This is a genomic window from Paraburkholderia sp. BL21I4N1 (genome assembly GCF_002973525.1).
Classification (GTDB): domain Bacteria; phylum Pseudomonadota; class Gammaproteobacteria; order Burkholderiales; family Burkholderiaceae; genus Paraburkholderia.
The window spans coordinates 162305-186964 of the sequence record NZ_PVEN01000009.1 but is presented as its reverse complement, the minus strand read 5'-3'; the positions used below and the strand labels follow the sequence as shown (position 1 = coordinate 186964).

17 protein-coding genes are annotated in these 24660 nt (G+C 63.0%); 8 read left to right on the top strand and 9 right to left on the bottom strand.

The features are described from left to right. Nucleotides 1-65 precede the first annotated feature (65 nt). On the top strand, nucleotides 66-797 hold the full coding sequence (locus tag B0G83_RS23020) for a helix-turn-helix domain-containing protein (RefSeq protein ID WP_105509705.1): 732 nt from the start codon (nucleotides 66-68) through the stop codon (nucleotides 795-797). Between the two features lie 46 nt (nucleotides 798-843). Here the strand turns inward: B0G83_RS23020 and B0G83_RS23015 are convergent, their stop codons facing one another. From B0G83_RS23015 to B0G83_RS23000, 4 genes are all read right to left on the bottom strand, one after another. Further along, nucleotides 844-1794: a DmsC/YnfH family molybdoenzyme membrane anchor subunit gene (locus tag B0G83_RS23015; RefSeq protein WP_105509704.1), complete on the bottom strand. Its 951-nt coding sequence runs from the start codon at nucleotides 1792-1794 to the stop codon at nucleotides 844-846. Between the two features lie 29 nt (nucleotides 1795-1823). After that, nucleotides 1824-2588, bottom strand: coding sequence for a 4Fe-4S dicluster domain-containing protein (locus tag B0G83_RS23010; protein ID WP_105509703.1), 765 nt, complete (start codon nucleotides 2586-2588; stop codon nucleotides 1824-1826). A gap of 79 nt (nucleotides 2589-2667) precedes the next feature. Further along, entirely contained in the window at nucleotides 2668-5589 is a 2922-nt protein-coding gene (locus B0G83_RS23005) for a molybdopterin-dependent oxidoreductase (RefSeq protein ID WP_105509702.1), read from the bottom strand. Nucleotides 5590-5783: 194 nt separating this feature from the next. Then, nucleotides 5784-6716 carry a 2-hydroxyacid dehydrogenase gene (locus B0G83_RS23000; protein WP_105509701.1) on the bottom strand — a complete coding sequence of 311 codons (933 nt, stop codon included), beginning with the start codon at nucleotides 6714-6716 and terminating at the stop codon, nucleotides 5784-5786. A gap of 215 nt (nucleotides 6717-6931) precedes the next feature. On the opposite strand from B0G83_RS23000, the gene B0G83_RS22995 reads away from it, so the two are divergent. Further along, entirely contained in the window at nucleotides 6932-8458 is a 1527-nt protein-coding gene (locus B0G83_RS22995) for a diguanylate cyclase domain-containing protein (protein ID WP_374954934.1), read from the top strand. Nucleotides 8459-8473: 15 nt separating this feature from the next. Here the strand turns inward: B0G83_RS22995 and B0G83_RS22990 are convergent, their stop codons facing one another. Both B0G83_RS22990 and B0G83_RS22985 read right to left on the bottom strand, forming a co-directional pair. Then, the gene (locus B0G83_RS22990) at nucleotides 8474-9739 is read right to left on the bottom strand and encodes an MFS transporter (RefSeq protein ID WP_105509700.1); all 1266 of its coding nucleotides are present in this window, start codon (nucleotides 9737-9739) and stop codon (nucleotides 8474-8476) included. Between the two features lie 9 nt (nucleotides 9740-9748). Next, nucleotides 9749-11086 (bottom strand): hypothetical protein, encoded by a 1338-nt coding sequence (locus B0G83_RS22985; RefSeq protein ID WP_105509699.1) that lies wholly within the window; start codon nucleotides 11084-11086, stop codon nucleotides 9749-9751. A gap of 407 nt (nucleotides 11087-11493) precedes the next feature. Here B0G83_RS22985 and B0G83_RS22980 point away from each other — a divergent pair, with 407 nt between their 5' ends. The 5 genes from B0G83_RS22980 to B0G83_RS22960 all read left to right on the top strand — a co-directional run bounded on the left by B0G83_RS22980 (nucleotide 11494) and on the right by B0G83_RS22960 (nucleotide 21189). Next, complete coding sequence (locus B0G83_RS22980; RefSeq protein ID WP_105509698.1) at nucleotides 11494-12216, top strand: autoinducer binding domain-containing protein; 723 nt, start codon at nucleotides 11494-11496, stop codon at nucleotides 12214-12216. Between the two features lie 10 nt (nucleotides 12217-12226). Continuing rightward, on the top strand, nucleotides 12227-12805 hold the full coding sequence (locus tag B0G83_RS22975; RefSeq protein ID WP_181157039.1) for an acyl-homoserine-lactone synthase: 579 nt from the start codon (nucleotides 12227-12229) through the stop codon (nucleotides 12803-12805). A gap of 78 nt (nucleotides 12806-12883) precedes the next feature. Continuing rightward, the gene (locus B0G83_RS22970) at nucleotides 12884-13741 is read left to right on the top strand and encodes a hypothetical protein (RefSeq protein ID WP_105509696.1); all 858 of its coding nucleotides are present in this window, start codon (nucleotides 12884-12886) and stop codon (nucleotides 13739-13741) included. 49 nt (nucleotides 13742-13790) lie between these two features. Further along, nucleotides 13791-20339 (top strand): non-ribosomal peptide synthetase, encoded by a 6549-nt coding sequence (locus B0G83_RS22965; protein ID WP_181157037.1) that lies wholly within the window; start codon nucleotides 13791-13793, stop codon nucleotides 20337-20339. Between the two features lie 67 nt (nucleotides 20340-20406). Next, nucleotides 20407-21189: an HAD family hydrolase gene (locus B0G83_RS22960; RefSeq protein ID WP_181157035.1), complete on the top strand. Its 783-nt coding sequence runs from the start codon at nucleotides 20407-20409 to the stop codon at nucleotides 21187-21189. Nucleotides 21190-21224: 35 nt separating this feature from the next. On the opposite strand, the gene B0G83_RS22955 is transcribed toward B0G83_RS22960, so the two are convergent. The 3 genes from B0G83_RS22955 to B0G83_RS22945 form a co-directional block, all read right to left on the bottom strand. Further along, nucleotides 21225-21539 carry a hypothetical protein gene (locus B0G83_RS22955; RefSeq protein WP_105509693.1) on the bottom strand — a complete coding sequence of 105 codons (315 nt, stop codon included), beginning with the start codon at nucleotides 21537-21539 and terminating at the stop codon, nucleotides 21225-21227. Between the two features lie 155 nt (nucleotides 21540-21694). Beyond that, a complete protein-coding gene (locus tag B0G83_RS22950) occupies nucleotides 21695-23095 on the bottom strand; it encodes a heavy metal sensor histidine kinase (protein WP_105509692.1) in 1401 nt (466 codons plus the stop codon). Then, the gene (locus B0G83_RS22945; RefSeq protein ID WP_105509691.1) at nucleotides 23092-23763 is read right to left on the bottom strand and encodes a heavy metal response regulator transcription factor; all 672 of its coding nucleotides are present in this window, start codon (nucleotides 23761-23763) and stop codon (nucleotides 23092-23094) included. The genes B0G83_RS22950 and B0G83_RS22945 overlap by 4 nt, the downstream gene beginning before the upstream one ends. Nucleotides 23764-23936: 173 nt before the next feature. Between B0G83_RS22945 and B0G83_RS22940 the strand changes: the two genes are divergently transcribed. After that, on the top strand, nucleotides 23937-24569 hold the full coding sequence (locus tag B0G83_RS22940) for a hypothetical protein (RefSeq protein WP_105509690.1): 633 nt from the start codon (nucleotides 23937-23939) through the stop codon (nucleotides 24567-24569). Nucleotides 24570-24660: the final 91 nt, after the last annotated feature.

Below are 24660 nucleotides of genomic sequence, written 5' to 3'. Positions count from 1 at the left end.
TGAAACGCCGGCAACGCCGCGACATTGTCCGCATGCTTTGTCTATCGCCGCTTTGAAGGAGCTTCATGGATTCCGACATCATGCACATCGGCCAGCGCATTCGCCGCTTGCGCCGGGAAGCGAAATTGACGCTTCTGGAAGTGGCGTCGGCAGCGAACCTGTCGATCGGCTTCATGTCGCAGGTCGAGCGCAATCTGACGGGAATTTCGATTTCGTCGCTCGTCAATGTCGCGAAGGCGCTGAACGTGCCGCTCGGGGTGCTGGTCGATCAACCGCGTCAGGAGCAGCCGGATTCGCACCAGGGCGCCCGCGAGTCCTATTCGCTCGACGACACCCAGCAGCGCTACGAACGACTCTCCACCACCTTCAATGGCAGCCTGCTGAACGCGGTCAAGGTGCAGTTGCTGGAGGGATACCGCTCCGAATGGGTCGCGCATGGCGGCGACGAATTCGTTTATGTGCTCTCGGGGCAGGTGAGCTACGCGGTCGGCAAGAAGGAATATCTGCTGGCTTCAGGCGACTCGCTGCATTTCGACGCACAGCAGCAGCATCGCGTGACCAACCTCGGCGACGGGGTCGCGGAGTTGATTTCGGTCGGCACGCTTCAGTTGTTCGACGACGACCATTCGGTATTCGTGTCGCTGGCCAATAATACGAAACCGGTCGAGGCGGCGAAGAGAAAAAGTAAGGCAGCGGGCAAGAAGGCGAACGTGACCGGCGCGGCGGGCGCTTCGGAATCTACCGCCGCGAAAAAAGTGGCCACGCCACGCCGCCGCCCAACGCGCGCGGGGAAGTAAACTAACGCGCCGCGTGACGGCGAGTCTGCGTGCCCGCTGACCTTGCTCACCCCACCCGCGCGTAATACAGATTCTGCGGATGCTTCGCCTCGGCGAAGAAAAACCAGCGTTCCGCGACCAGCCCCGCGTACTGCACGAGACACGCGGCGGCCAGCAGACTCAGCGACCCGCCGAGCGAACGCAAGCTCGCGCCCAGCGCAATCAACACGATCGGTGCGACGAACGCCGTCGCCAGGAAACCCCATTTGATCCCGCGCAACGTGCCGGCCGATTTGCCGTGGAAAAACTCACGCAGATTGAACGCGCCGGCGGTGAACCCGCGCGACACCTGCACCAGTTTCGGATTGCGAATACCGGTGGCGCTCTGCACGGTCGACTTCGGCCGCAAACGCGCATTGCGCACCAGCGACGCCGAGCGGCTCGCACAACCGGCAAGCGTCAGCACGCAGGCACACAACGCGAGGCCGCCGGTCGGCGCGGGCACGAACCAGGCGCTCAACGCGGTCGCCAGCGTGAAGCCGGACGCGCAACCGAGCAACGCGAAGTTGACCAGCGTAAGCGGCGTGGCCCACTCCTGCAGAAAGCGCAGGCACGCGTAAATCATCGCCGTGCAGACGAACAGCGCGGCGCTCGCCAGCACGCCGAGCCAGCCGAGCGCGAGCGACCATGGCGAGCCTAGCCAGTGCGCGACGCCGTAGAAAAACACGCAGGCGAGAAACGCCGGCAGGCACAAACATTCACGCGACAGCCACGACGTGCGCCACATGGCGATGGCTCGCCATGCGCGTTCAGGGTGCCCCAGATGGAAAAACGACGCGATCAGGCCGAGCCCGCCCAGGATCACCGACACGCCCGCGCCGGTGACATAGAACGCGGCGCCGGGCGACGCGATCAGCCCCAGTTGCGCGGCGCTCTCCACGCCGACGAGCGCGATCAGCAGCCCTTGAGCCGCGCCGCTCAAGGTGGTGAGGAAGACGACAGAGAAAGCCGGATTCATCGCGAGGTCCTCTTACTTATCTGGATGCGCTAGATGCGCGTTGCCATCGACGCGAGATGCAGTTCACCGCGCTCGAGTTGTGCGTCGAGCGAGGCCGGCGCACGGGTCGCATCCGTCGAGTCGCTCGCCGAACCGGTGGATTTGCACGAGCACGCGCCGCTGCCGCAGCCGGCGGCCTCGGTCGGCACACGCGGCAAATAGTGGTTCGCGGGCCGCGTGTTCCACTCGGGCATCAACTGATAACCGCCGCGTTCCTCGATCGCTTTCGACACCACCGAGTCCGGGTCGTGAATATCGCCGAACAACCGCGCGGAGGTGGGACACGCAAGCACACAAGCCGGCTGACGATCCCGCTCGGAGAGATTCTCGTCGTGAATCCGATCGACGCACAGCGTGCACTTGGTCATTTCCTTGCGCGATTCGTCGAGTTCGCGCGCGCCGTAGGGGCATGCCCACGCGCAGTACTTGCAGCCGATACAGCGGTCGAAGTCCACCAGCACGAGCCCGTCTTCCTTACGCTTATAGCTCGCACCGGTCGGACAGACGGGCACGCATGGCGGGTCTTCGCAGTGTAGACACGACTTCGGAAAATGGATCGTCTCGGCGTTCGGAAAACTGCCCGCCTCGAAGCTCTGAACCCGGTTGAAGAAGGTGCCGGACGGGTCCGAGTCGTACGGATTCAGGTCCGCGAGACTGCCCGATTCGCCCGACGTGTTCCACTCCTTGCAACTCGTCACGCACGCGTGGCAACCCACGCAGACGTTCAGGTCGATCACCAATGCCATCTGTGTCATCAAAGGCTCCTTCGCTGCCTGTCTTTCGCCGCCTGCTGCTTGCGGACCTGCCTCCGCGCTCCTCGCCCGGCGCGTCCGGTCACTTACGTCCGCTCGCGCCACGCAAGCGCGCCGCAAACTCCCCCCGCCCCGCGAAATACGTCTGCACGATGCGCGAGATCACCCCGTTCGAACCCGGCAACGCCGGCATCGTCGCAAACTGCGGCAACGTTTGACGTGCATCCGCTTCCGCCGGATAAAGCCGCACCCTGACGTCGTACCAGGCGGCCTGCCCCGTCACCGGATCCGAATTCGAGAAGCGCGCGGCCGTGTGGTCGCCGGCCGGCAATTCGTCGGTGATGAGGTGATTGAGCAGGAAGCCGCGCTGCGATTCGTTCGCGTCCGCGCTGAGGTTCCACGCCCCCGCCGCCTTGCCGATCGCGTTCCACGTCCACACGGTGCCCGGCTCGACCGCTTCGCTGAAGCGCGCCATGCAGCGCACGCGGCCCCACTGTGATTCGGCGTAGATCCAGCTGCCGTCGGCAATGCCGTTTTCGGCGGCCATCAGCGGATTCATGTACAGATAGTTCTCGCCATGAATCTGCCGCAGCCAGGCGTTCTGCGAATCCCACGAGTGGTACATCGCCATCGGCCGCTGCGTCACGGCGGCCAGCGGAAAACGTTCGAGGTCTGTCGCGGCGCTTTCCAGCGGCGCGTACCAGAACGGCAGCGGATCGAAATACGTTTCGACGCGCGCGCGCAGATGATCCGGCGGTTGCCGGCCGCTCGTGCGCCCCTGCGCGGCGAGCCGGAATTTCTGCATCACGTCGGAGTAAAGCTGGATCAGGATCGGCTCGCTGAATTTGCGAAAGCCCTTCTTCACCGCCCAGTCGAGATACGGCCCGTTGCAGTTGCGCATGTACTGCATGTCTTCGGGCAAGCGGTAATGGAACACGCAGTTGCTTTTCGCGTATTGCTCCCATTGATTCGGATTCGGCTCGCCGACCAGCGCCTTGTCGCCGTCCTTGCCGCGCCAGCCGATCAGAAAGCCGACGCCGGACTCCGGCGCGGTCGTGAAATTGACCACGAAGTTGGGATAGTCGCGAAACCGCCGCGTTCCGTCAGCGCTCGTGAAGGCCGGAAACTTCAGGCGTGAAGCGAGTTCGATCAGCACTTCCTGGAACGGCTTGCACTCGCCGGTGGGCGGCACGACCGGCACGCGTACCGAATCCACCGGACCGTCGAATTCGGAGATCGGCCGGTCTAGCATCGACATGGCGTCGTGGCGCTCCAGATACGTCGTGTCCGGCAAGATCAGATCGGCGAACGCCGTCATCTCCGACTGGAACGCGTCGCACACCACCAGAAACGGAATCTTGTACTCGCCGTCCGCATGCCTGTCGACCAGCATCTCGCGCACTTTCATCGTATTCATCGACGAATTCCACGCCATGTTGGCCATGAAAATCATCAGTGTGTCGATCGGGTACGGGTCGCCGCGCCACGCGTTGGTGATCACGCTATGCATCAGGCCATGCACGGCGAGCGGATATTCCCACGAGAAGGCCTTGTCGATCCGCACCGGGCCGCCCTGCTCGTCGATAAATAGGTCTTCGGGCGCGGCCGGCCAGCCGAGCGGGCCGGTGGCGAGCGGCGTGTTCGGCTTGACGGCGTCGGGGCTATTCGGCGGTTTCGCGGAGGGAGGCACGGCGCGCGGAAATGGCGACTTGTGACGAAAGCCGCCGGGCCGGTCGATCGTGCCGAGCAGCGACATCAGCACGGCCAGCGCGCGGATCGACTGGAAGCCGTTCGAATGCGCCGCGAGCCCGCGCATGGCGTGAAAGGCGACCGGGTTGCCGGTGACCGTTTCGTGGGTTTCGCCCCAGGCGTCGGTCCAGCGGATCGGCAGCGTGATGCGGTGGTCGCGGCTCACCTGGACCATTTCGCCGGCGAGGCGGCGGATCGTGTCCGCCGCGATTCCCGTAATCCCGGCCGCCCACTCCGGCGTGCAAGTGGCCACGCGCTCGCGCAGCAACGCGAACGACGGCGTGACCGGCGTGCCGTCTTCGAGCGTGTAGCGGCCGTCGAGTGCAGGCGTCACACCCGGCGTGTGATGCGGCACCGCGCGCGCGGCAGCGGCGTCCCACCATAGATGATTCTGCGGAAACAGCGGATTGCCGGCCGGCCGCTGCGGATCGCGCACGAACAGGCCGAAGTTGGCGCTGCTTTCGTCGAGGTCGACGAGTTCGGCCGCGTTGGTGTAGCGCTGGACGAACTCGTGGTCCCAGGCGTCGGCGGCGATCAGTTCGTGCAGGAACGCCATGAACAGCGCGCCGTCGGTGCCGGGCTTGATCGGCACCCATTCGTCGGCGATCGCGGCGTAGCCGGTGCGGATCGGATTGATCGCGATAAAGCGTCCGCCCGCGCGCTTGAACTTCGAAATGGCGATCTTGAGCGGATTCGAATGATGGTCTTCGGCGGTGCCGATCATGAAGAACAGCTTCGCGCTGTCCAGATCCGGGCCGCCGAATTCCCAGAATGAGCCGCCGATCGTATAGATCATGCCGGCCGCCATATTGGACGAGCAGAAGCCGCCGTGCGCCGCGTAGTTGGGCGTGCCGAACTGCTTGGCGAACAGGCCGGTCAGCGCCTGCATCTGGTCGCGGCCGGTGAAGAGCGCGAATTTCTTCGGGTCGGTGGCGCGGATTGCACCCAGGCGCTTTTCGAGCACCTCGAACGCGTGGTCCCACGTGACCGGCTCGAACTGCGCGCTGCCCCGCTCGGCGTCGGGCTTACGCATTAGCGGCTGGGTCAGGCGTGCGGGGGAATACTGCTTCATGATGCCCGAGGCGCCCTTCGCGCAGATCACGCCCTGGTTGAGCGGGTGCTCCGGGTTACCGTCTATATAGCGCACCTCGCCTTCGCGCAGATGCACGCGAATCCCGCAGCGGCACGCACACATGTAACAGGTGGTGGTCTTGACCTCGAGCCGTTCGTCCTGCGTGCGGGCGTGGTGTTCCATGCGGGGTCTCCGTCGCGGCTTCGGCTGACCGAAGCGCTGATGATCCAATATCGACCATCCTATGCGCCGCGGCCCCGCAAGGGAAATCGCTATTCGTGAGAGAAACTATCCGCGGCGCCGATAGTTTCGGTTTGGCTTTCAGTGGGGCCGTTGTGATGCGATCGGCGCAGCATCAAATCCGCATCAAATCCGCATCAGATCGGCGTCAGCACCGGCTCACCGGCGAAATGCCGTTTGGCGTTGCTCAGGAAATTGTCGACCGAAGCCGCGAACGCCTCCGGCGACCGGCCGCCCACATGCGGTGTCAGCACCACGTTGCGCAGCGCCAGCAGCGCCTCGGGCGGATGCGGCTCGCCTTCGTAGACGTCGAGCGCGGCGCCGGCAATCGTCCCCGCGGCCAGGGCTTGCGCGAGCGCCGCCGTGTCGAGCACGCTGCCGCGCGACACGTTGACCACGAAGCCTTGCGGACCCAACGCGTCGAGCACCCTCGCGTCGATCAGATGACGCGTGCCCGCGCCGCCCGGCGTCGCCACCACCAGGAAATCGCTCCACTGCGCGAGCGCCGTCACACTGTCGAAGTAACGCAGCGGCGAGCCCGCACGCGGCGTACGGTTGTGATAAGCGACCTCCATATCGAAGCCGCCGCCCCGGCGCGCGACCTTCGCGCCGATATTGCCGAGTCCGACTATGCCGAGGCGCTTGCCGGAGACGTTCGGACGCATGGGCAACGTGTCGCGCCAGACGCCCACGCGGGTCGCCTGGTCGAGTTGCGGCACGTCGCGCACCACCGCGAGCAGCAACGCGAACGCGTGGTCGGCCACGCAATGGTCGTTGGTGCCCGCGCCATTGACGACCACGATCCCGCGCGCACGGGCGTGGTCGACAGCGAGGTTTTCGTAGCCGGCGCCTAGCGCGCTGAGCAATTCGAGTTGCGGCATCTGGTCGATCTCCGCGGCGCTCAGCCCGGTCGTGCCGTTGGTCAGCACCGCGCGAAAGATCCCGCCGTGCGCGGCGATCGCGGCGGCGCGCTGAGCGCTGTCGGGGGCGTGAATGGCGTCGAAGGCCGCGTCGATACTGGCGCGGCTCGGGTCGTTCAGGGGAATCAGAACCAGCAGGGATGGCTTCATGACGGGGCGTTTTTTAACCGGGTTGGCAGACGGAATCGACGGCGGATCAGTGTAGCAAGGCACTCGAAGACACGCTGGCGAGCGGCCTCGCCCGAAGTCGCTGCGCGCCGTTAGCTTGCCGGACAGGCCCTGCAAAAGCGACGCGCCGCGCGGGTTTGTTTTTACCCAACGCCTAACCGTCTTAGAATAGCGGCTACTCCGACCCCGAGAATCCCATGCTGGATATGCTCCCGCACGACCCCGCCTCCGCCGCCGCCCGGCAAATCAGCCGCCCCGAAGCAACGCCGCGGGGGGCAGCGGGCGACGACTCCGAAATGTTCGAACTCGCACCGGTCTCGCTCTGGCTCGAAGACTTCAGCGGCGTGCGCGCGCTATTCGACGCGTGGCGAGCCGAAGGCGTCACGGATCTGCGCGCCTACTTCGCCGCGGACCCGAGCCGGGTCGCCGACTGCGCGCACAGCATCCGCGTCATCAAGGTCAATCAGAAGACGCTGACGCAGTTCGAAGCCGCCGATTTCGACGCGCTCACCGGCAACCTGGCCGCCGTATTCCGCGACGACATGCTCAAGACCCACCTCGAAGAGCTGTGCCAGTTGTGGGCGGGTCACTCGCAATTCACGAGCCATACGGTCAACTACACGCTCGGCGGCCGGCGCCTCGACGTGCTGCTCAAGGGCGCCGTGCTGCCCGGCCACGAAGCGAACTGGGACCGCGTGCTGGTGTCGGTCGAGGACATCACGGAACTGGAAGGCGCCAGGCATCGCGTCACGCTCGCCGAACAATACGTGCGCGGGCTGTTCGAGCATTCGCCGGTGTCGCTGTGGGTGGAGGACTTCAGCGCGGTCAAACGCCTGCTCGACGACGCGCGGGCGGCCGGCATCAGCGATTTTCGCGTGTTCACCGACGTGCACCCCGAGTTCGTCGAGCGTTGCATGCAGGAAATCCATGTGCTCGACGTGAACCAGCACACGCTCGACATGTTCGCCGCCAAAGACAAACCCACGCTGCTGGCGCGTCTGGCCGACGTATTCCGCGACGACATGCGGCCGCATTTTCGCGAGCAGTTGATCGATCTGTGGGACAACAAGCTGTTCCAGCAGCGCGAGGTGCTCAACTATTCGCTCGACGGCGGCGAGGTGCATGTGCACCTGCAATTCTCCGTGCTGCCGGGACACGAGCAAAACTGGGACCTGGTGCTGGTGGCGCTGACCGACATCACCGCGCGCAAGAAGGCCGAAGCCTACCTGGAATTCCTCGGCAAGCACGACGTGCTGACCAAACTGCGCAACCGTTCGTTCTATGTCGATGAACTGAACCGCCTGGAGCGTAAAGGCCCGTGGCCGGTGACCATCATCATGGCCGATCTGAACGGCCTCAAACGCGTCAACGACCAGCTCGGCCACGCCGCCGGCGACGCGCTGTTGCGGCGTGCCGGCGAAGTGCTCGCCAAGGCGATGGACACGCCATTTCACGCCGCGCGGATTGGCGGCGACGAATTCGCGATCCTGATGCCCGACACCGACGAACGTGGCGGCGCGGCGATGATAGAGGCGATCCGCCAGCTGGTGGAGATGAACAACCAGTTTTATCCGGGCTCGCCGCTGAGTTTTTCGATGGGCGCCTCGACCTGCCAGCGCGGCGACCGGCTCGAAACGGGCGTGCAGCGCGCGGATCTGCTGATGTACGAGGAAAAACGCGCGCATTACCAGAACCAGCAGGAGGCGGGGACGCTGGGCGAGTGAGGTGAGTCAGCCGCGCTAACGCGCTCGGCGCGGCCGCGCCATGTTGCGAGCCGCCCGACGCACCCGGACGCTCGCCACGAAACACACCGCCACGCACAGCAAGCCGCCCAATCCAAGCGCCGTGCGCAGTCCGGCGAGCGGCGCGGCCGCACCGAGCCACAACGCGCTCAGTGCCGGTCCGGCGCGATAAATCACCCCATACGATCCCAGCACACGCCCGCGCATCTGCTCCGGCACCGACTGGTGAATCAATGTCTGCGTCCCGATGCCGGTCACGACGACCGAAAAGCCCATCGCGAAGAAGAGCGCGAGCGCGAGCCGCAAATCGCGCGTCAACGCCAATGCCAATGTAACGAGCGACGCCGCCAGCACGTGATGCCGGATCAGGGTCGCCACACATCGCGTGCCGTCGCGCCCGCTGAACCAGACGCCACCCGCCAACGCTCCCGCGCCCGCCGCGGCCACCAGCGACGCGAAGCCACGCGGCCCCTGCCGCAGCAGTTGTTCGCTGATGGCTGGCGCCAGTTCCGGAATACCGCGAATGCACACGGCCGACGCCGCCGTGATGACAAAAACGCCCCTTAGATACGCGACCGATCCAAGGTACCGAAAGCCGTCCAGCGCGTCGCCGAACCACCGGGCGTAAGGCGCCATGACGGCAGGCGTTGGGGCAGCTGGCAGGCGCATTAGCACGCCAATGAAGACCCCATAGCTGAGCGCATTCAATCCAAACAGCGCCGCCGCGCCAAATTCGAGCAGCACCGCGCCCGCGACAGCAGGTCCGGCGAAACGCGCGAGATTGAAGCACAGCGAATTGATCGCCACCGCCGACGCGAGCCGCGGCGGCGGCACGAGGCTCGATATCCAGGCCATCCGCGCGGGCTGACACAGCGCATTCGCGGTACCCGCGATCGACGTCGTCACCAGCAGCGCTGCGAGCGACTGGGCACCGGCCAGCAATAGACCACACTGCAGGACAGTCACGGCCAACGCGACGCACTGGCAGACCAGCATCACCTTGCGCCGGTCGCAGCGGTCCGCCATCACACCCGCGAGCGGCGCGAACAGTAGCGTGGGAAACAGATCGGCGAACGCCACGACGCCGAGCCAGACGCTCGAATGGCTGGCGTCCCATGCGAGCCAGCCCGCGCCGACCCGTTGCAACCATGTTCCGATCAGCGACAGGCCATTGCCATAGGTGAAGCGTCGGAAATCCCGGCAGCCCAGCGCGTCGAAGCGCTTGCCCTGGTGGGCGAGCCAGCGTCGCGAAAAAAGTCGCACCGGCCTGGATCAGCGCATGGCGCGTCGCGAACTCAGTACCGCCATCTTGCGACCCTCCTGCGCGATGTTGACTTTGCGCACCCGGCTGACGCGCGATCCATAGCCGGCAATTTCGCCGCTGGCGATCGTCACCACCAGATCCCGGAAGCACGTCTCGCCCTCGACCTCGCATTCCGAGTCGACGTAGCGCTGTACGACGTAGCCCGAGGAAGACGTCTGCATGATCAGGTCCGTCCACGTCGCCGAATCGTAATCGCGGCCGACATGCACCGACGCGCCGCGTGTGCCGTACGGATGCTTGATGACGAAGTCGTCTTTATTGTTGAGCAGGTCCGCGCGGCTCACGCCGTCGCCGAGCTTGCGGCTTAGCGGCACGAGGGCGTGAATCGCCGCGCGTTCGGCGTCGTCGAACAGATAGGCGAAGCGCGGGTCCGACATGACGGCGATACAGAGCTTGTTGTCGCCGATCCAGCGTCCCGACAGCGACGACGGGATCACGAGGCGCCCTTCCACGACGCTGCGGCAAAAGCGGTCCCATTGTCCGATGTCCTGAATGGCGCGCTGAACGCCGTATTTCAGGTAGCCGAGTCGAAACGAGGAGTCGGCATCTTCGAATAGTTGCTCCGGGCTCAGCATGGCGGCACGCAGGCCGTACGCCTCCAGCCGCCGCTTCAGATGAGGCAGTTCGAGAATATTGCCGCCCGCGGGATGCAGCAGCGCGATACTTTCGATCGCTTCCATGCCGCGCGCTTCGGCCAGCTGTAAAAGCCAGTCGGCGACCCAATCTTCCCGCTCGAAAACCGACGGGGCGCCGCCCCACGACTCGATCAACTCCGCGGACCACGGCGCCTGCCGCCAATAGCGGTTGATCATGCCCGCGTACACAATGCCGCCCGGCGCATTCGCGTTGAATTCGATGATTTTCAATTGCGCCAGGTTACGCCCCATCAAATCGAAACGGCACAGATCGATCCGTTTGTTCGGCGGTAGTTCGTCTTCCTTGATCCAGCGGTTCAGCGGCTTCGGAATGTCGAGAAAGTGCTGCAGGTTCCTGTCGGTCCGGTACGTGGCGACGATCTTCTGCAATGCGTTGAATACCGTCCTGATCCGTGCCGCGAGAATCTCTTCTGTCTCGGGGTGCAGCGCGCACAGTCCCGACATGACCGGATAAGGGCGCGACTGATTGCCTTCGAAGCTCATCGACAAATTGTCTTCGATTGCCCGTTGCTGCACGTAGGCGAAAGCCTGATTCAATTCAGCTCTCGATTGATCCTTGCCCAGCGTGATCCAGTCTTTCCCGGGATCAAAAACAGGAAGATCGCCATTTCCAGAAAACGATTCAAGCATTGCAGACTCCTTTGTTTGAAATGCGCTCGACGTCCACGACAAAAACAGCAGCGCACGGATTGGAACCTATCTCGACCAATCTGCCTGCGCAAACAATTACACGAACCTGAGCCCAAGAAAGCTCCCATTTTTGGTAGGTGCGATTACAGAGCCGGCATAGCCACCACTGAAGATGTCCCAACTTTCCATTCACCACGTCGACTGCAAGCGCGCCCTTAAGTCGCGCATCGAAACGTGGGGAAACACCCCTTGTGTACGGCAACCCATCGCGATTCGCCTTTATCATGCACACTCGCGTAAGGGAATCGACGTCATCAGTCGGTTTAACTTCTTTTACGCCAATCAATAGTCCGAACTAAATATAGAGACTTGTGTCAGTTAACACACATTTGAAAGCGGAGCTAGCGATGTGCCCTGACCACTCAGAATGGTGGAACGATCTCTTCTTCAAACTGCAGAACTGCGAGCAGATTGACCACGCGATCAATGTGCTGTCGGGTGCATCAAACAATCTCGGGTTTGCCTATTGCGCATTCGGCTACCACACGCGCCCACCGTTTCATTTCAGGAACGTCGTCATCAAGAGCTCCTATCCCGCGCCATGGGTATCGCGCTATCTCGACCAGCACTATCTGGAGATCGATCCGATCGCAAGGCTCGACGTCAGGGACCTGACGCCCACCGTCTGGAACGACCAACTTTTCATCGACGCAAAAAACTTGTGGGACGACGCCACTGCAGCGGGACTGCGAGTCGGCATCTCCCAGCCCTGCTGGGACGCACGGGGACGCTGCGGCGTCTTCTCCCTTGCGCGCGATTGCACCACCCTAGGTTCCCACGAGGCAGAAGCGCTGCGGCCCTACCTTGCCGCGCTCAGCCATCTGTCGATGACATGCATCAGCAACATCGCCAACAGGCAGCGGCAGGACACAACAGAAATCAACCTCACCCGGCGTGAAATTGAAATCCTGCGCTGGACGGCCGACGGCGGGTCCGCCAAAAGCATCTCCAATGCGCTGGACATCTCGGCCGATACCGTGAACTTTCACCTGAAAAACTGCATGAGAAAACTCAACGCTTCGTCGAAGGTCGCGGCCGCCGCTTATGCGATCGCCTACGGTTACCTATAGAGGGCGGGCCATGCGGGACATTGCGATCGTCACCATGGAGAACCTGAGTCCCGCCGCCAGACGGCAGCTTGGCCGCTACCGGCACGCGGTATTCGTCGACCGCATGAAATGGGATTTGCCGTGCGGCGGAAAGCCGATTACCGAAGAGTGGGACCAATACGACCGGAACGACACTACCCATGTGATCGGGTACACCGACACCGGGCGGATCTGCGGCTACGCGCGCCTGCTGCCCACTACCCGGCCTTATCTGCTAGCGGACGTGTTTCCCGGTCTGCTGTCCACGCCGCTGGTGGGCGATCCTCGCACGTGGGAAATGTCACGCTTCACCACGTTTCATGACGACGTGACGTGCGACCACCTGAGAATGCGTCAACTTCTACGGGTCGTTTTTCAATATTCAACCTGTTTAGGAATCCAACGCTTGATCGGTGTCGCCCCAGTCGGTATGACGCGACTCTATTGGCGGATCGGGTTGGTACTGCGCGTCATGGGTCCGGTGGCGCTGGTAAACGGAGAGCGCATAGCGGCATTTTCGCTCGATGTGGATCGAGCCGGATTGAAGCTTCTGTGCGATGGATCGGCCTGACCCGCGCAACCCGAAGCGAAAAAAGGCTGGTGCAAACGGCCCACCAGGCCTTCACGGCATATTTTTTCGGAGGCAATCATGCACGTTCGACGGAGAATTCAGGAAAGCGACTATGAACTGCTCACACGGTTCTATGGCCGCGATCTCGGCGGCCGGTCCTACTTCAACTGGAAGAATTTTCTGGATCCGCGCGACAGTCAATATGTCGAGGCTCAAGCCATTTGCTTCGAGGAAAATGCGGAATGCCTCGGTATCGCGTACTCACGACACTACAGATTCCGCCTGAACGATTGCGCGTTCAGAGTCAATCTGATCGGCGACCTCGGCGTCGACCCGCGCTGCCGAACCGGACCGGTTGCTCTCGACCTGATCCGTCATGCGATCGATACCGATGCCGATCTGATCGTCTGCTTCTCAGACAATAAAAAGATCTCCCCCTACCAGAAGATTCTGGTTCGTCATTTCACCAGCAGAACCCAGGTCATCCGTTACGCGGAAGTATTCTGCCGACCGGACAGGGTCGCGCCCTACACCGAAATCGACGCGGACACCATTCCGGACCGTGTGTGGCGCAATCAATTCGGCCGCGAAAGAAACCGGCAGACCAACGATTACCTGAAATGCCATCCCCTGTATCGGGCCGTTCACTACCTTCATCACGAAGACAAGTACCTCGCCCTGGGGATTTCCGAAGACTGCGCCGATGTCGTCGACCTCTCCGACACCAGCGAATCTCACATTCGCTGGAGCCTCGGTGTCGCCTCGCAATTCAGCGAGACCTGCCGGATTCTGCTGCATGAATCACGTCTGCCGGCGCTCTTCCGAACCACTTCCGTTCTTAATGGAAAGCCGCTCTGCATGCTGATCGGTTACCTGAACGAGGTACCTGTTTTTGATGAACGGCGAGTCTGGATCGGACGCGTCGACCGACGCTGACGCAACTCCCACGACATCACCGCCGACTTTTAGATTAATGGGAATTTCCGTGGACAAGATCAGATGCTCGCCCTACTCAACGATTTTCTGGAACGAGTTCAGGCTAGACCCCACGTCGTGCGCCTACAACGTCGTGGCCGACCACACCATTCGCGGCAAGCTCGACGTAAGTCGTCTCTCGAATGCATTCGAGCGCTTCATTGCGGATCACATTCTGTTCGACAGCCATCTGACGCAAGAAGATGACGAATCGATCCATTGGGTCAAAAACAGCGAACCCGGTAAGCTTCAGTGCTTTCGCGGCGCCGGCGGGCAAGCCGACTTCGCGAAGCAGGCATTCGACGTGGAACGCGGGCCGCTCTACCGGATCGGCGTGTTCGAAGTTCGACCCGGCGAATACGACCTTCTTGTCGTGATGCACCATCTGATTATCGACGGCGTCTCCGGTGTTCAGCTTGTCGACGGAATCTCCGCGCGCTACAACCGGACCGCCTGCCCGAAACCGCGTGACGCGGTCGAGATCGCCGCCGCCAATGAAAAGATCACGCGCGACTGCGAGGCGCTACGCGAGGCGGGAGCCGAAAATTTCTGGCGCGGACTTCGGCCCGCGTTCACCCAGATCAACACGCAACCTCAGCAGCCGCGTCATGACAGCGTCGCCCTGGCCGTTCAAACAGCGAATTTCTCGCTGGACAAAACGGAGCTGAGGCGTTGGCGCGCGGCTCAACCCTTGCGCCATGCAACGCCGTTCCAACTGTTCATCAGCGCGTGGGGGGCCTTGCTCGCGCGCGACGCGAGCCGCGACAACGTGTCGCTCGGCTTCCCCGTTTCCATTGCGGCCGGCCATGACCTTTCGCTGGGTGCGCACGTCAACGTGGCCCTGTTGTCCATGACCTCGATATCGGGCCGCACGTTCCGGCAACTCTATCGGCAGAACCTGCAGTTTTTCCATAACGCGCGCTCGGCCGACGGCGCGCGTTTTATCGAGTGGCCCACGCATCGGATTGCACGCGCATGCGGCGCGACGAACTTCGACACAGGCTTCGCACAAACGAACCTGCGCGATAGCCTCTATCGTTTCGACGGCTGTGACATCCAGGCCAATCAGCGCTATGTCGACGACATGGGCGCCGCGTCGCTGCTGCTGGAATACTGTGACTGCGAGTCACGCTTCGACTTTCGCGTGCGTGCGCTTTGCGAGCCGTCATCGACCGGACAGGCACAGCGGTACGCAACGGATTTTCGCTTTTTCCTGCGGCAACTCCTGCTCCAACCCGACACCCCGATCGGCAATTTGCCGTTCACCGGCAGAGCGGGTTCATCGCCGTTGCACGCGCCCGACGCAGCGACCGACAGCCCGTGGATCGAGGAGTGCAAAAATGACGACCCGCCTTTCGACCTCGGCCTCATGGCGTCGAACCGTTTTGACCCACGGCAGTCGGGCGATCTGAACCATCCCGAATGCCGCTCGTTGACCCTCGATGCCGCCACCACCACGGCGCTGCGCAAGCAGGCCGGCATACACGGGGTGACGCTCCGTTCGGTGGTGCAATTCAGCTGGCACCAGGTCCTGCACGTCTGGAGCGACGCCAACCAGACCGTGGCCGGAACCATGACGTGCGGGAACATGGACGACAGGCAATCCACCGCACGGGGTAGCCACTCGCCCATCCTGCCGCTGCTGGTGATCTGGCGACCCGGCGGCGCCACTAGCGAGATGCTGCGGCAGATCCAGCAGCGCCTTGCACAACTGGATACACACTCGCTTGCCGGCGCAACCAGGTTGCAGGCACAACAACTTCCGCACAGAGAACCTCTGTTCCACAGCCTGGTTGTTTTCGAGCATCGTGTCGACACCGCGGCGATGCCTAAGCCATGGCATGAACTCGCGCGCGAAACGGGTGAACGGCTCGACTATCCGCTGGCGATCGTCGCCACCCAGCGTGAGAACGACCTGACACTGCGTTTCGACTACGACGCCAGTTGCTTTACCTGCGGCGATATCGATCGCCTGATGGAACAACTACACAACGTCCTGCTCGCGCTCTGCGAGTCAAAGAGCCCGGCTGAGGAGGAACCGGATATCCTCTCCCGCGCTGAACGGGATCAATTGCTTCGCGAATGGAATCCATCGCCCGGCCCCACACCCGGCTACGGTCTCGCTGAACGTTTCGAGTCGATGGTGGAACGCCACCCGGCTCGCATCGCGCTGGCCGATGAAACGCGGCAGTACGACTATCGGACACTCAACCGGCGAGCCAATCAACTCGCCCATCATCTAGGGCGGCAGTACCAGCAGTGCACCGGGTCGCCGATTCAACCGGATACACGGATCGCGGTCTGCATGACGCGCGGGCTGGACGCACTGATCGCGCTGCTGGCGGTCACGAAAGCGGGCGCCGCCTATGTGCCGATGGATGCAAAAGCGCCTGCGGAACGGCATCGCTATATCCTGGAAGATTCAGGCAGCCGCCTCGTCGTCACGCAGGCCGATCTGCTCGACAGCCTGCAATCCTGCGCGCCCGACGTGAACCACGTCGTGTTCGACGCGCAATGCGCCATGGCCGCAGCCGAAGACAATCCCGGCATCTATCGCGCCCCTCGCGATCTGGCCCAGGTGATCTACACGTCCGGCACCACCGGCAAGCCTAAAGGCGTGTTGATCGAGCAAGGCAGTATCGTCGGTCTGCTCGTCGACTCCAACACGCTGCGTATCGACGAGCACGACGCGTTGCCGCAATTGGCGAACCTCGCCTTCGACGCCGCGACGCTGGAACTCTGGGGCGCCCTGCTCAACGGCGCAAAACTGGCGCTGTCCACGCAGCCCGACGAGTTATGCAGCGACGCACGGCTCTTCGAAGCGTTCATGCGGCAACAGCAGGTGACCCTCGGCTTTATCACCCGAAGCCTATTCGATCACATGTACCTGGCGTCTCCCACACAATTCGCCGGCTTCCGTTGCCTGCTGGTGGGCGGCGAAGCGCTGACGCCGGACATCATGCGTGGACTGGCCGGCCAGACGCAACGCCCGGCAAGTATCCTCAACGCGTATGGACCGACGGAATGCACTGTCTTCACGACGACCTACCCGATCGGTCGCGTCGAGACGACAGGTTCGATTCCGATTGGCCGAGCGCTCTCGCAGCGCACGTGCTACGTCCTCGACGGACAGCGCAGGCTGCTTCCCAGAGGCGCGATCGGCGAGCTCTACGTAGGCGGCCAAGGGGTGGCGCGCGGTTACCTGAATCTGCCGGCACTGACCGCCGAGCGTTTCGTCACCGATCCCTTTGCGCGCGACGGGAACCCGCGCATGTACCGGACCGGCGATCGGGTTCGGTGGCGGCCGGAGGGTCAACTGGAGTACATCGGCCGCAATGATTTCCAGATCAAGATCCGCGGCTATCGCATTGAACCGGCCGAGATCGAAGCGAGGCTGCTGATGCATGCCGGCATCCGGCAATGCGCGGTGACCGTGCGCGAAAAAGTAGGACAAAGCGGTCGCCGGCATGAACTGCTCGCCTGGTATGTCGCGGCAAGCCCGTTGAGCGCCGACGATCTGAGCGCGTGGCTCAGCCTGAAATTGCCGGATTACATGATTCCGGCCCACTTCATTCCATTGGATGCGCTACCGCTGACCGCGAACGGCAAGCTGGACAGAAAGGCGCTGCTCACACTGGAACCCCGAGCGGCTCAAAGCCCGCACGTCGCACCTCGTTCCGCGCTTGAACAGATCCTGCATGACGTGTGGTGTGACGTACTCGACATCACCGACCTTAGCGTCGACGACGATTTTTACCGCGTGGGCGGCGACTCCATTCTCGCCATCCTGCTGACCACCAAACTGCGCAAACACCGGCTTGCTTGCCCGGTGCGCGCCGTCTTTGAACAACGCACGATCGCCCGGCTGGCCGCCTGGCTGCAAAACCGGCCACCGGAGGAAGACCGGATCAGCGAACAGGGTGCCCTTGGTGGCCCGTTCGCGTTGCTGCCGGTACAGCGCTGGTTCGCCTCCCGCGGCTATCCACAGCCGCACCACTGGAATCAGGCGTTTGCCTTCAGTATCCCGCCGCTGGAACGGTCGAGGGTCGAGAAGCTGGTCGCGGCCCTGCATGGCCGCCACGACATGTTGCGGGCCACCTTCAGGCTCGATGCGGGGGTCATCGTCGCGCAGACCTATCAGCCCACGCTGGCACCGCCACCGGTGACGGAACTGGATGCGGCCATGGATCGGCCAGCGCTTGAGCAACGCCTCACTCAATTACAAAGCGGTTTCGATCTGACTCACGGACCGCTGTGGTGCGTCGCCTGGATTCGCCCCGAGAGTCTCGGCGGACCGCAACATCTGTTCATCGCCGCGCATCACCTGGTGATCGACACGGTCTCCTGGCGCATCATTCGCGACGATCTCAAGACATTGTGCGAGGACGGCTCGCTGGACCAGAAAGGCAGCAGCTACCGGCAATGGGTCGAGGCCACCGCGCGCTATGCCGCGCGGCATCCCGCCCAACTCGCCTGGTGGCAAGCGCAAACGGACGGTCAGGTGGATTACTGGCAGCGACCCGGCATTACCGCTCGATACGAAACCGTTGCCATCGAACTCGACGTCCGGCAGACCGGCCGCCTGCTCAAGGAAACAGCCCCGGCTTTTCATACCGGCATCGACGACCTCCTGCTCAGCGCGCTAGCCATCGCACTCCATCGCTGGCACGGTTACACGGAGAGCTGGCTCACACTCGAAAGCCACGGGCGCGAGGAGATCGACCCGCGTCTGGACGTGCGTCGCACGGTTGGCTGGTTCACCTGCCTGTATCCCGTGAAGCTCGCGGTCAAGGACACGTTGACCGCCACGATACGTCACGTCAAGGAATGCCTGCGGGCGATTCCGGACAAAGGCCTCGGCTACGGCGTTTTCAGATACGGCGCCGCTGCCGCCGCGCACGCAAGCGCGCTCGACACGCACAGTCTGCCGGCTATCAGCTTCAACTATCTGGGGCAATTCTCTTCCAGCGAATCGAGCGGAGAATGGCAACTCGCCACGCAGGATTGCGGCTTGCAGATCGACCCGGACAATGATGCCGGCCCGCTCATCGATATCAACGGCGGTGTATTCGAGCATCGCCTGCAGCTGAGCCTGAAAAGCCGGCTGCCGCGTGACGTTGCGGAAAAACTGGCCGGCGATTTCACCCAGGCGCTTCACGGCATCCTTGATTTGTGCGCGAGCCTGACCTCGCGGCAACGGAGTCTTTTCACGCCCAGCGACTTCCCCCACGCAACGATCGAGCTAGCTGAACTGGATCGGCTTCAGCATCGCCATGCGCTCGACAATGTCTATCGCGCGACGGATGGACAGCGTGAGCTGATGTACTTCAATCGCGTCGATCCGGACTTTCAGATCGATCAGGTCGTGATGGAAGTAGAAGGTACGTTCGCCCCCCAGCGCATGGCGAGCGCTTGGACTCATGTGGTGGCGCAGCACGACATGCTGCGGGCGGGTTTTACGGACCGGAACCAGCTGGGCAATCCACAGGTGTTCATCTGCAAGGAGGTGCCGCTTCCCATTCAATTCGCGGCCTGGCGCTCGCTCGATCAGGAAGCGGAGCGTCACGCGCTGAACGAGGCGATCCTGCAACAGCGCAACGCGCCATTCGATTTCGAACGGCCGCCCTTATTCCGGCTGCTCATTGCGACCGCGCGCAACGAGCGGCACATTCTGATTCACACCTTCAATCACATTCTGCTCGACGGATGGTCGCTCGGCATCCTCCTGACGGAAATCGTCGCCGCTTACGCCGCCCTTCAGCAAGGCCGGCCGCCAGCGGCCTGCAGGCGCAGCTTCATGCCTTTCCCCGTCTACCTGTCTCGCCATGCCGAGCCGGGCGAGGCGCAGGCATTCTGGGCGTCCTATCTGAAGGACGCGCCGCGCAATCAACGCCTGCCGATCGACGCGCCCCAACACGTCGACACGCGTCGGGTGCTGCGCATGCGCTGTGTTACCTCGACGTTGACGCGTCAACTGAACGATGCGCTTTATGAATTCGGCAAGGCGCACGGCTATACCGCGAACCAGCTCACGCAACTGGCGTGGATACGGGTGCTGGCCGACCATCTGAACGAGGACGACATTGCGATCGGCACCACCATGAGCGAACGGCCGGCGCAGATCGACGACGTCGCGCGTCTGGTTGGCCTGTTCGTCGCCAGTCCCGTCTTGCGCTTGATCTATGTTCGCCAACGCAGCGTGTTCGATCTGCTCGACGATATTCGCGGCACCCAGTCGGACCGGCAGCAATTCGCCTTTCATGAGCTGAACCATTACGACGCGCAGTGGGTGCCGCAAGCGCCGTTCGGCAGTCTGTTCGTCTTCGAGAATATGCCGGAGGCCGATTTCGGTAGCGCACCGCCGTTCCGTCTGAAACCGCTGAACGCCATTTCAGGCAGTAATCATCAGACGGTGCTGTGTTTGATTCCGCACGCCGACGGTCTGCGGCTACGCCTGTTTTACGACACGCGAGAACTCCGGGAAGACACGGTGACGCGACTTCTCGGGCAATTCGTGGCGATTCTGGACGACATGGTGACTGGACCGACTCCTTCCTGACTGGACGATCTCAATGGACCCACACTCTTGCGCCAACCGAACAACGCGCCCGCCGTGGCGCGCGGTGGTGATCGATCTCGACGGTACGCTATTGGACGATCAAGGCAGGATGTCCAACTATTCCGCCCAGGTGCTCGACCATCTCTATCGGCGTGAGATGAAGATTATTTTCGCCACCGGACGGCTGGACGCCGATGCCAGACGCAGCCTGAAAAAACTCGCTTTCACACCAACGGTCGTGTCCTGCAACGGCGCGCTGATCAAAACGGAGCCGCTGTTGCCGCCCGAACTGGAACGCACGTTGGCGCCGGCATCGAGCGCAAGGATTCTGCACTTCAGCCAAAGCGTGCCGCTGCATGTCACGTTATTCTCGCGCGCCGGCTGGCACGCAGTGACACCCAACCCCTACTTTGCCGACTATATCGCCGACTCCGGTCTGACATGCCGTTACCACAGCGAAGCGGGGTTACGGAACATCAAGGCGTTCAAGATTCTTCTGCAGGGCGGCGTCATTGCGACCGAGAGCGCTTACGCCGCCCTGCAGAACCGCTTCGGCAAGGTGGCCGCGGTGAGCCGGTCTTCAGCGCAGACTATCGACATCGTTTCACCCAATCAGAACAAGATGACAGCGGTCAGATGGTTCCTCGCGAGACAACAGGTCTCCCTGTCCCAGACCATTGCTTTCGGTGACGCGATGAACGACCTGGAGCTCTTGAGTTCGGTCGGTCATGGCGTGGTCATGGCCAATGCGATGCCGGAACTGAAGCTTCATCTGCCGAAGCATCCGCAAGCGCCGCCGAATCATCAGCACGGCGTTGCCCGCTATCTCGACCAGCTCTTTTCGTCGTAGAAGCGATCGTTCGTCCCGGCGCGCTAATCCCCGCCTCAGGCGCGATCCGCGCGGCCGTAAGTACTCTCGATACGCCGATCCTGTTCCTGCGCCGAAAAGTGCTCCCATTCGAGTCCGTTCACATCGACGCTCTTCGTGAAGCCCTCGGCCGTGTCGTCCTCAAAGCCGATGTGGCGCAATTGGCCCGCTTTTTCCGGCGTCATGTTGATCGAGAAGTTGAGCAGATCGGTACGCCACATCGCATACTGACCGGCCACCACGGCGGTGGGCGCCTGCCCGAGACGCACGCTGTAATCGGCAATCGAAACGTCGAGGTCGGCGACCGCAAGGGCGATATGAAACCGCTTCATGGTGTTCTCTCCGGATAGTGGGGCGAGTGGGTGAATGAGGGAAATTGGCCACCCCATCGTATCGGGACCGGGAAACGATAGCCAGTTGCGCAATCATCCCGGTATCGACGTTACCCGCCATGTGCCGAATGACGCGCGCGTTCGCTCAATCGCAATCAGTCACGCGGAAAGCGCAGTTCGAACCGCACCACGCCAGGCGCGGGACAGGCCGCCAGCGCGGCGCCGCCATGCAAATGCATGATCGCCTTGACGATGGCGAGCCCCAGTCCGCTCGATTCGGTGAACTCGCTGCGCGCCGCATCCGCCCGGTAGAAACGGTCGAACAGCCGGTGCAGTTGATCGTCCGGAATCGGCGCACCGTCGTTTTCCACCGTCACGGTCGCGCCCGTTTCGTCGGTCGTGCCGCTCAATCGCACCACTGTATCGGGCGCCCCATATCGCACCGCATTCACAACCAGATTGTTGATCGCGCGCCGGCATAGCATCGGATCGGCGCAGACCGATCCCGTTGCTTCGATTGTGAAGCGCATGCCGCGTTCGTCGGCGAGACCTTCGAAATAGTCGGCGATTCTGACGAGTTCCTCACGCAGATCGAGCGTTTCCCGATCGATCGACAGGGCCGCGTGATCCGCGTGCGCCAGGAACAGAATGTTCTCGGCAATGTGGCTGAGACGGTTCAGTTCTTCCAGATTCGATTCGAGCACCTGCTGATATTCATCCGGCTCGCGGGGCTTCGCGAGCGTGACCTGAGTCTGGCCGATCAGCGCACCGACCGGCGTGCGGATTTCATGCGCCAGATCGGCGGAAAATTGCGAGAGGCGCTGATACCCGTCCGCGAGACGGTCGAGCATCGCGTTGAACGCGTGCGTGAGTTGGCGCAACTCGACCGGCGCGGCTTCGCTGTCGAGTCGCACCGCAAGGCTCGCCGGACTGATCTGCGCGGCGCGCGTGGCGATCTCGCGCACCGGCCGCAACGCGCGGCGCAACACCCAGTAGGCGAGCAGCGTGGCGGCGAGCATGCCGCACAGCGTGGCCAGCAAGATACGGTTGCGATACGCCGCGAGCATGCGCACTTCCTGGGTCATCGGATGCGCGGCGATCACTTCGACTTCGGCACCGTCCTCGCGCGCCTTGGCGGTGGCGATCGCCCAATGCACCGGCACGCCGTCGGCCAGCACGGTGCGGCGAATCTCGGCGAAGGTCGGCAGGCGGCCCGCCGGCGCGGCCTGCAACGGCGGCACCGCGATGCCGGCCGGATTGACGTCGATAAACGGCGTCTCGTTGGGCCGGCGAAACAGCAGCACGTCCGCTTCTCCGCCCAGCATGGTTTCGAACAGCAGCGGGCGCTCCTTCAGCTCGCTGACGGAATACATATCCTGGACGATCCGGCTGAAGTGCTCGACCCGGCCGGTCAGCACGACGTCGGCGCGGCGCTCCAGCGACACCTCGGCGGAATGATAGAAATACGCGCCGAGCGTGCCGATCACGAGGCAGGCAATCGACGCGAACAGCACCGTGGTGCGCGCGGTCAGCGAACGCTCCGCCCACCAGCTCATGAGCCGTCGCCGAACGTGTAGCCGATGCTGCGCACCGTGTGGATCAGTTTCTTCTCGAACGGGTGATCGACTTTGGCGCGCAGCCGTTTGATGGCCACGTCGACCACGTTCGTATCGCTGTCGAAATTCATATCCCACACCTCGGAGGCGATCTGCGTGCGCGACAGCGCTTCGCCCTGACGCCGCACCAGCAGATGCAACAGCATGAATTCCTTATTGGTCAGCGCAATCTCCACGCCTTCGCGCGTCACCTTGCGGCGTAGCACGTCGAGCTTGAGGTCGGCGATTTCGAACACGTCGCGCTCGCGGATCACGCCGCGGCGCAGCAGCGTGCGAATGCGCAGCACGAGTTCGGTGAACGAAAAAGGTTTGACGAGGTAGTCGTCCGCACCGAGTTCGAGACCGCGAATGCGATCGCTGACGTGGTCGCGCGCGGTCAGGAAAATCACCGGCAGATCGCGCCGCGCCCGCAGCGCGCGCATGATTTCCCAACCGTCGATGCCGGGCAGCATCACGTCCAGCACCACCAGTTCATACGTCTGTTCCAAAGCCATGTGCAGACCGTCCGTGCCGGTGCGGGCGAGATCGACCGCATAGCCGCTCTCGCGCAAACCCTTCTTCAGGTAGTCGCCGGTTTTCGGATCGTCTTCGATGACGAGAATGCTCATGGGGCTGACGCGCGCTGGAAACGCCGGACAGAGATAGGTACCAACCATTCTACGTGGCGCGGGCCGCGCCGTTCATGACGTTTTTGTCATCCGCCGGTCACCCGACTGAGCCGATCGCGCGCCTAATCTGCCCCCATCGTTGCTCCCCTTGTTCACCCACCTGGAGTCGTTCCATGAAGATTGTTTCCGCGAAGGCACTGCGCGTGCTGGTCGCCCCGGCGTTCGTCGCCGCCGCGCTGCTCGCCGCCGGACCCGCCGCGCAAGCCCAGACCGCCGCGCCTACGGGCGTGCGCGGCACCGTCACGTCGCTGGCGGGCGACCTGCTCAAGGTCCACACGCGCGACGGCAAAGACGTCGACGTGAAGCTCGCCAAGGACACGCCGATTCGCGGCGTCACCCTCGCCAATGTGAACGACATCAAGCCCGACAGCTACGTCGGCACCGCCGCGATTCCGCAGGCCGACGGCACGCTGAAGGCGCTCGAAGTCCATGTGTTCCCGGCCAGCATGCGCGGTAGCGGCGAAGGCCACCGCCCGTGGGATCTCGGCGGCAACAGCTCGATGACAAACGGCACCGTCGGCTCGCTCGTGGTCAGCAATGGCCGCACCATCACCGTGAAGTACAAGGACGGTGAAAAGAAAATCGTGATCCCGCCGGACGTGCCGATTGTCAACCTAGTGCCGGGCGACCGTTCGCTGCTGGTGCCGGGCGCAAAGGTCGTGCTGTTCGCCCACAAGGAAGCCGACGGTTCGATGGCGGCCAACTTTATCTCCGCGGGTGAAAACGGCATTACGCCGCCGATGTAATACGGCGCGACCGCATTGCTTCATCTGCTCGAAAGGCCGTGTCCTGATGCGATACGGCCTGCCGTTTCCCGTTCGCCCCGTCATCGCCGTC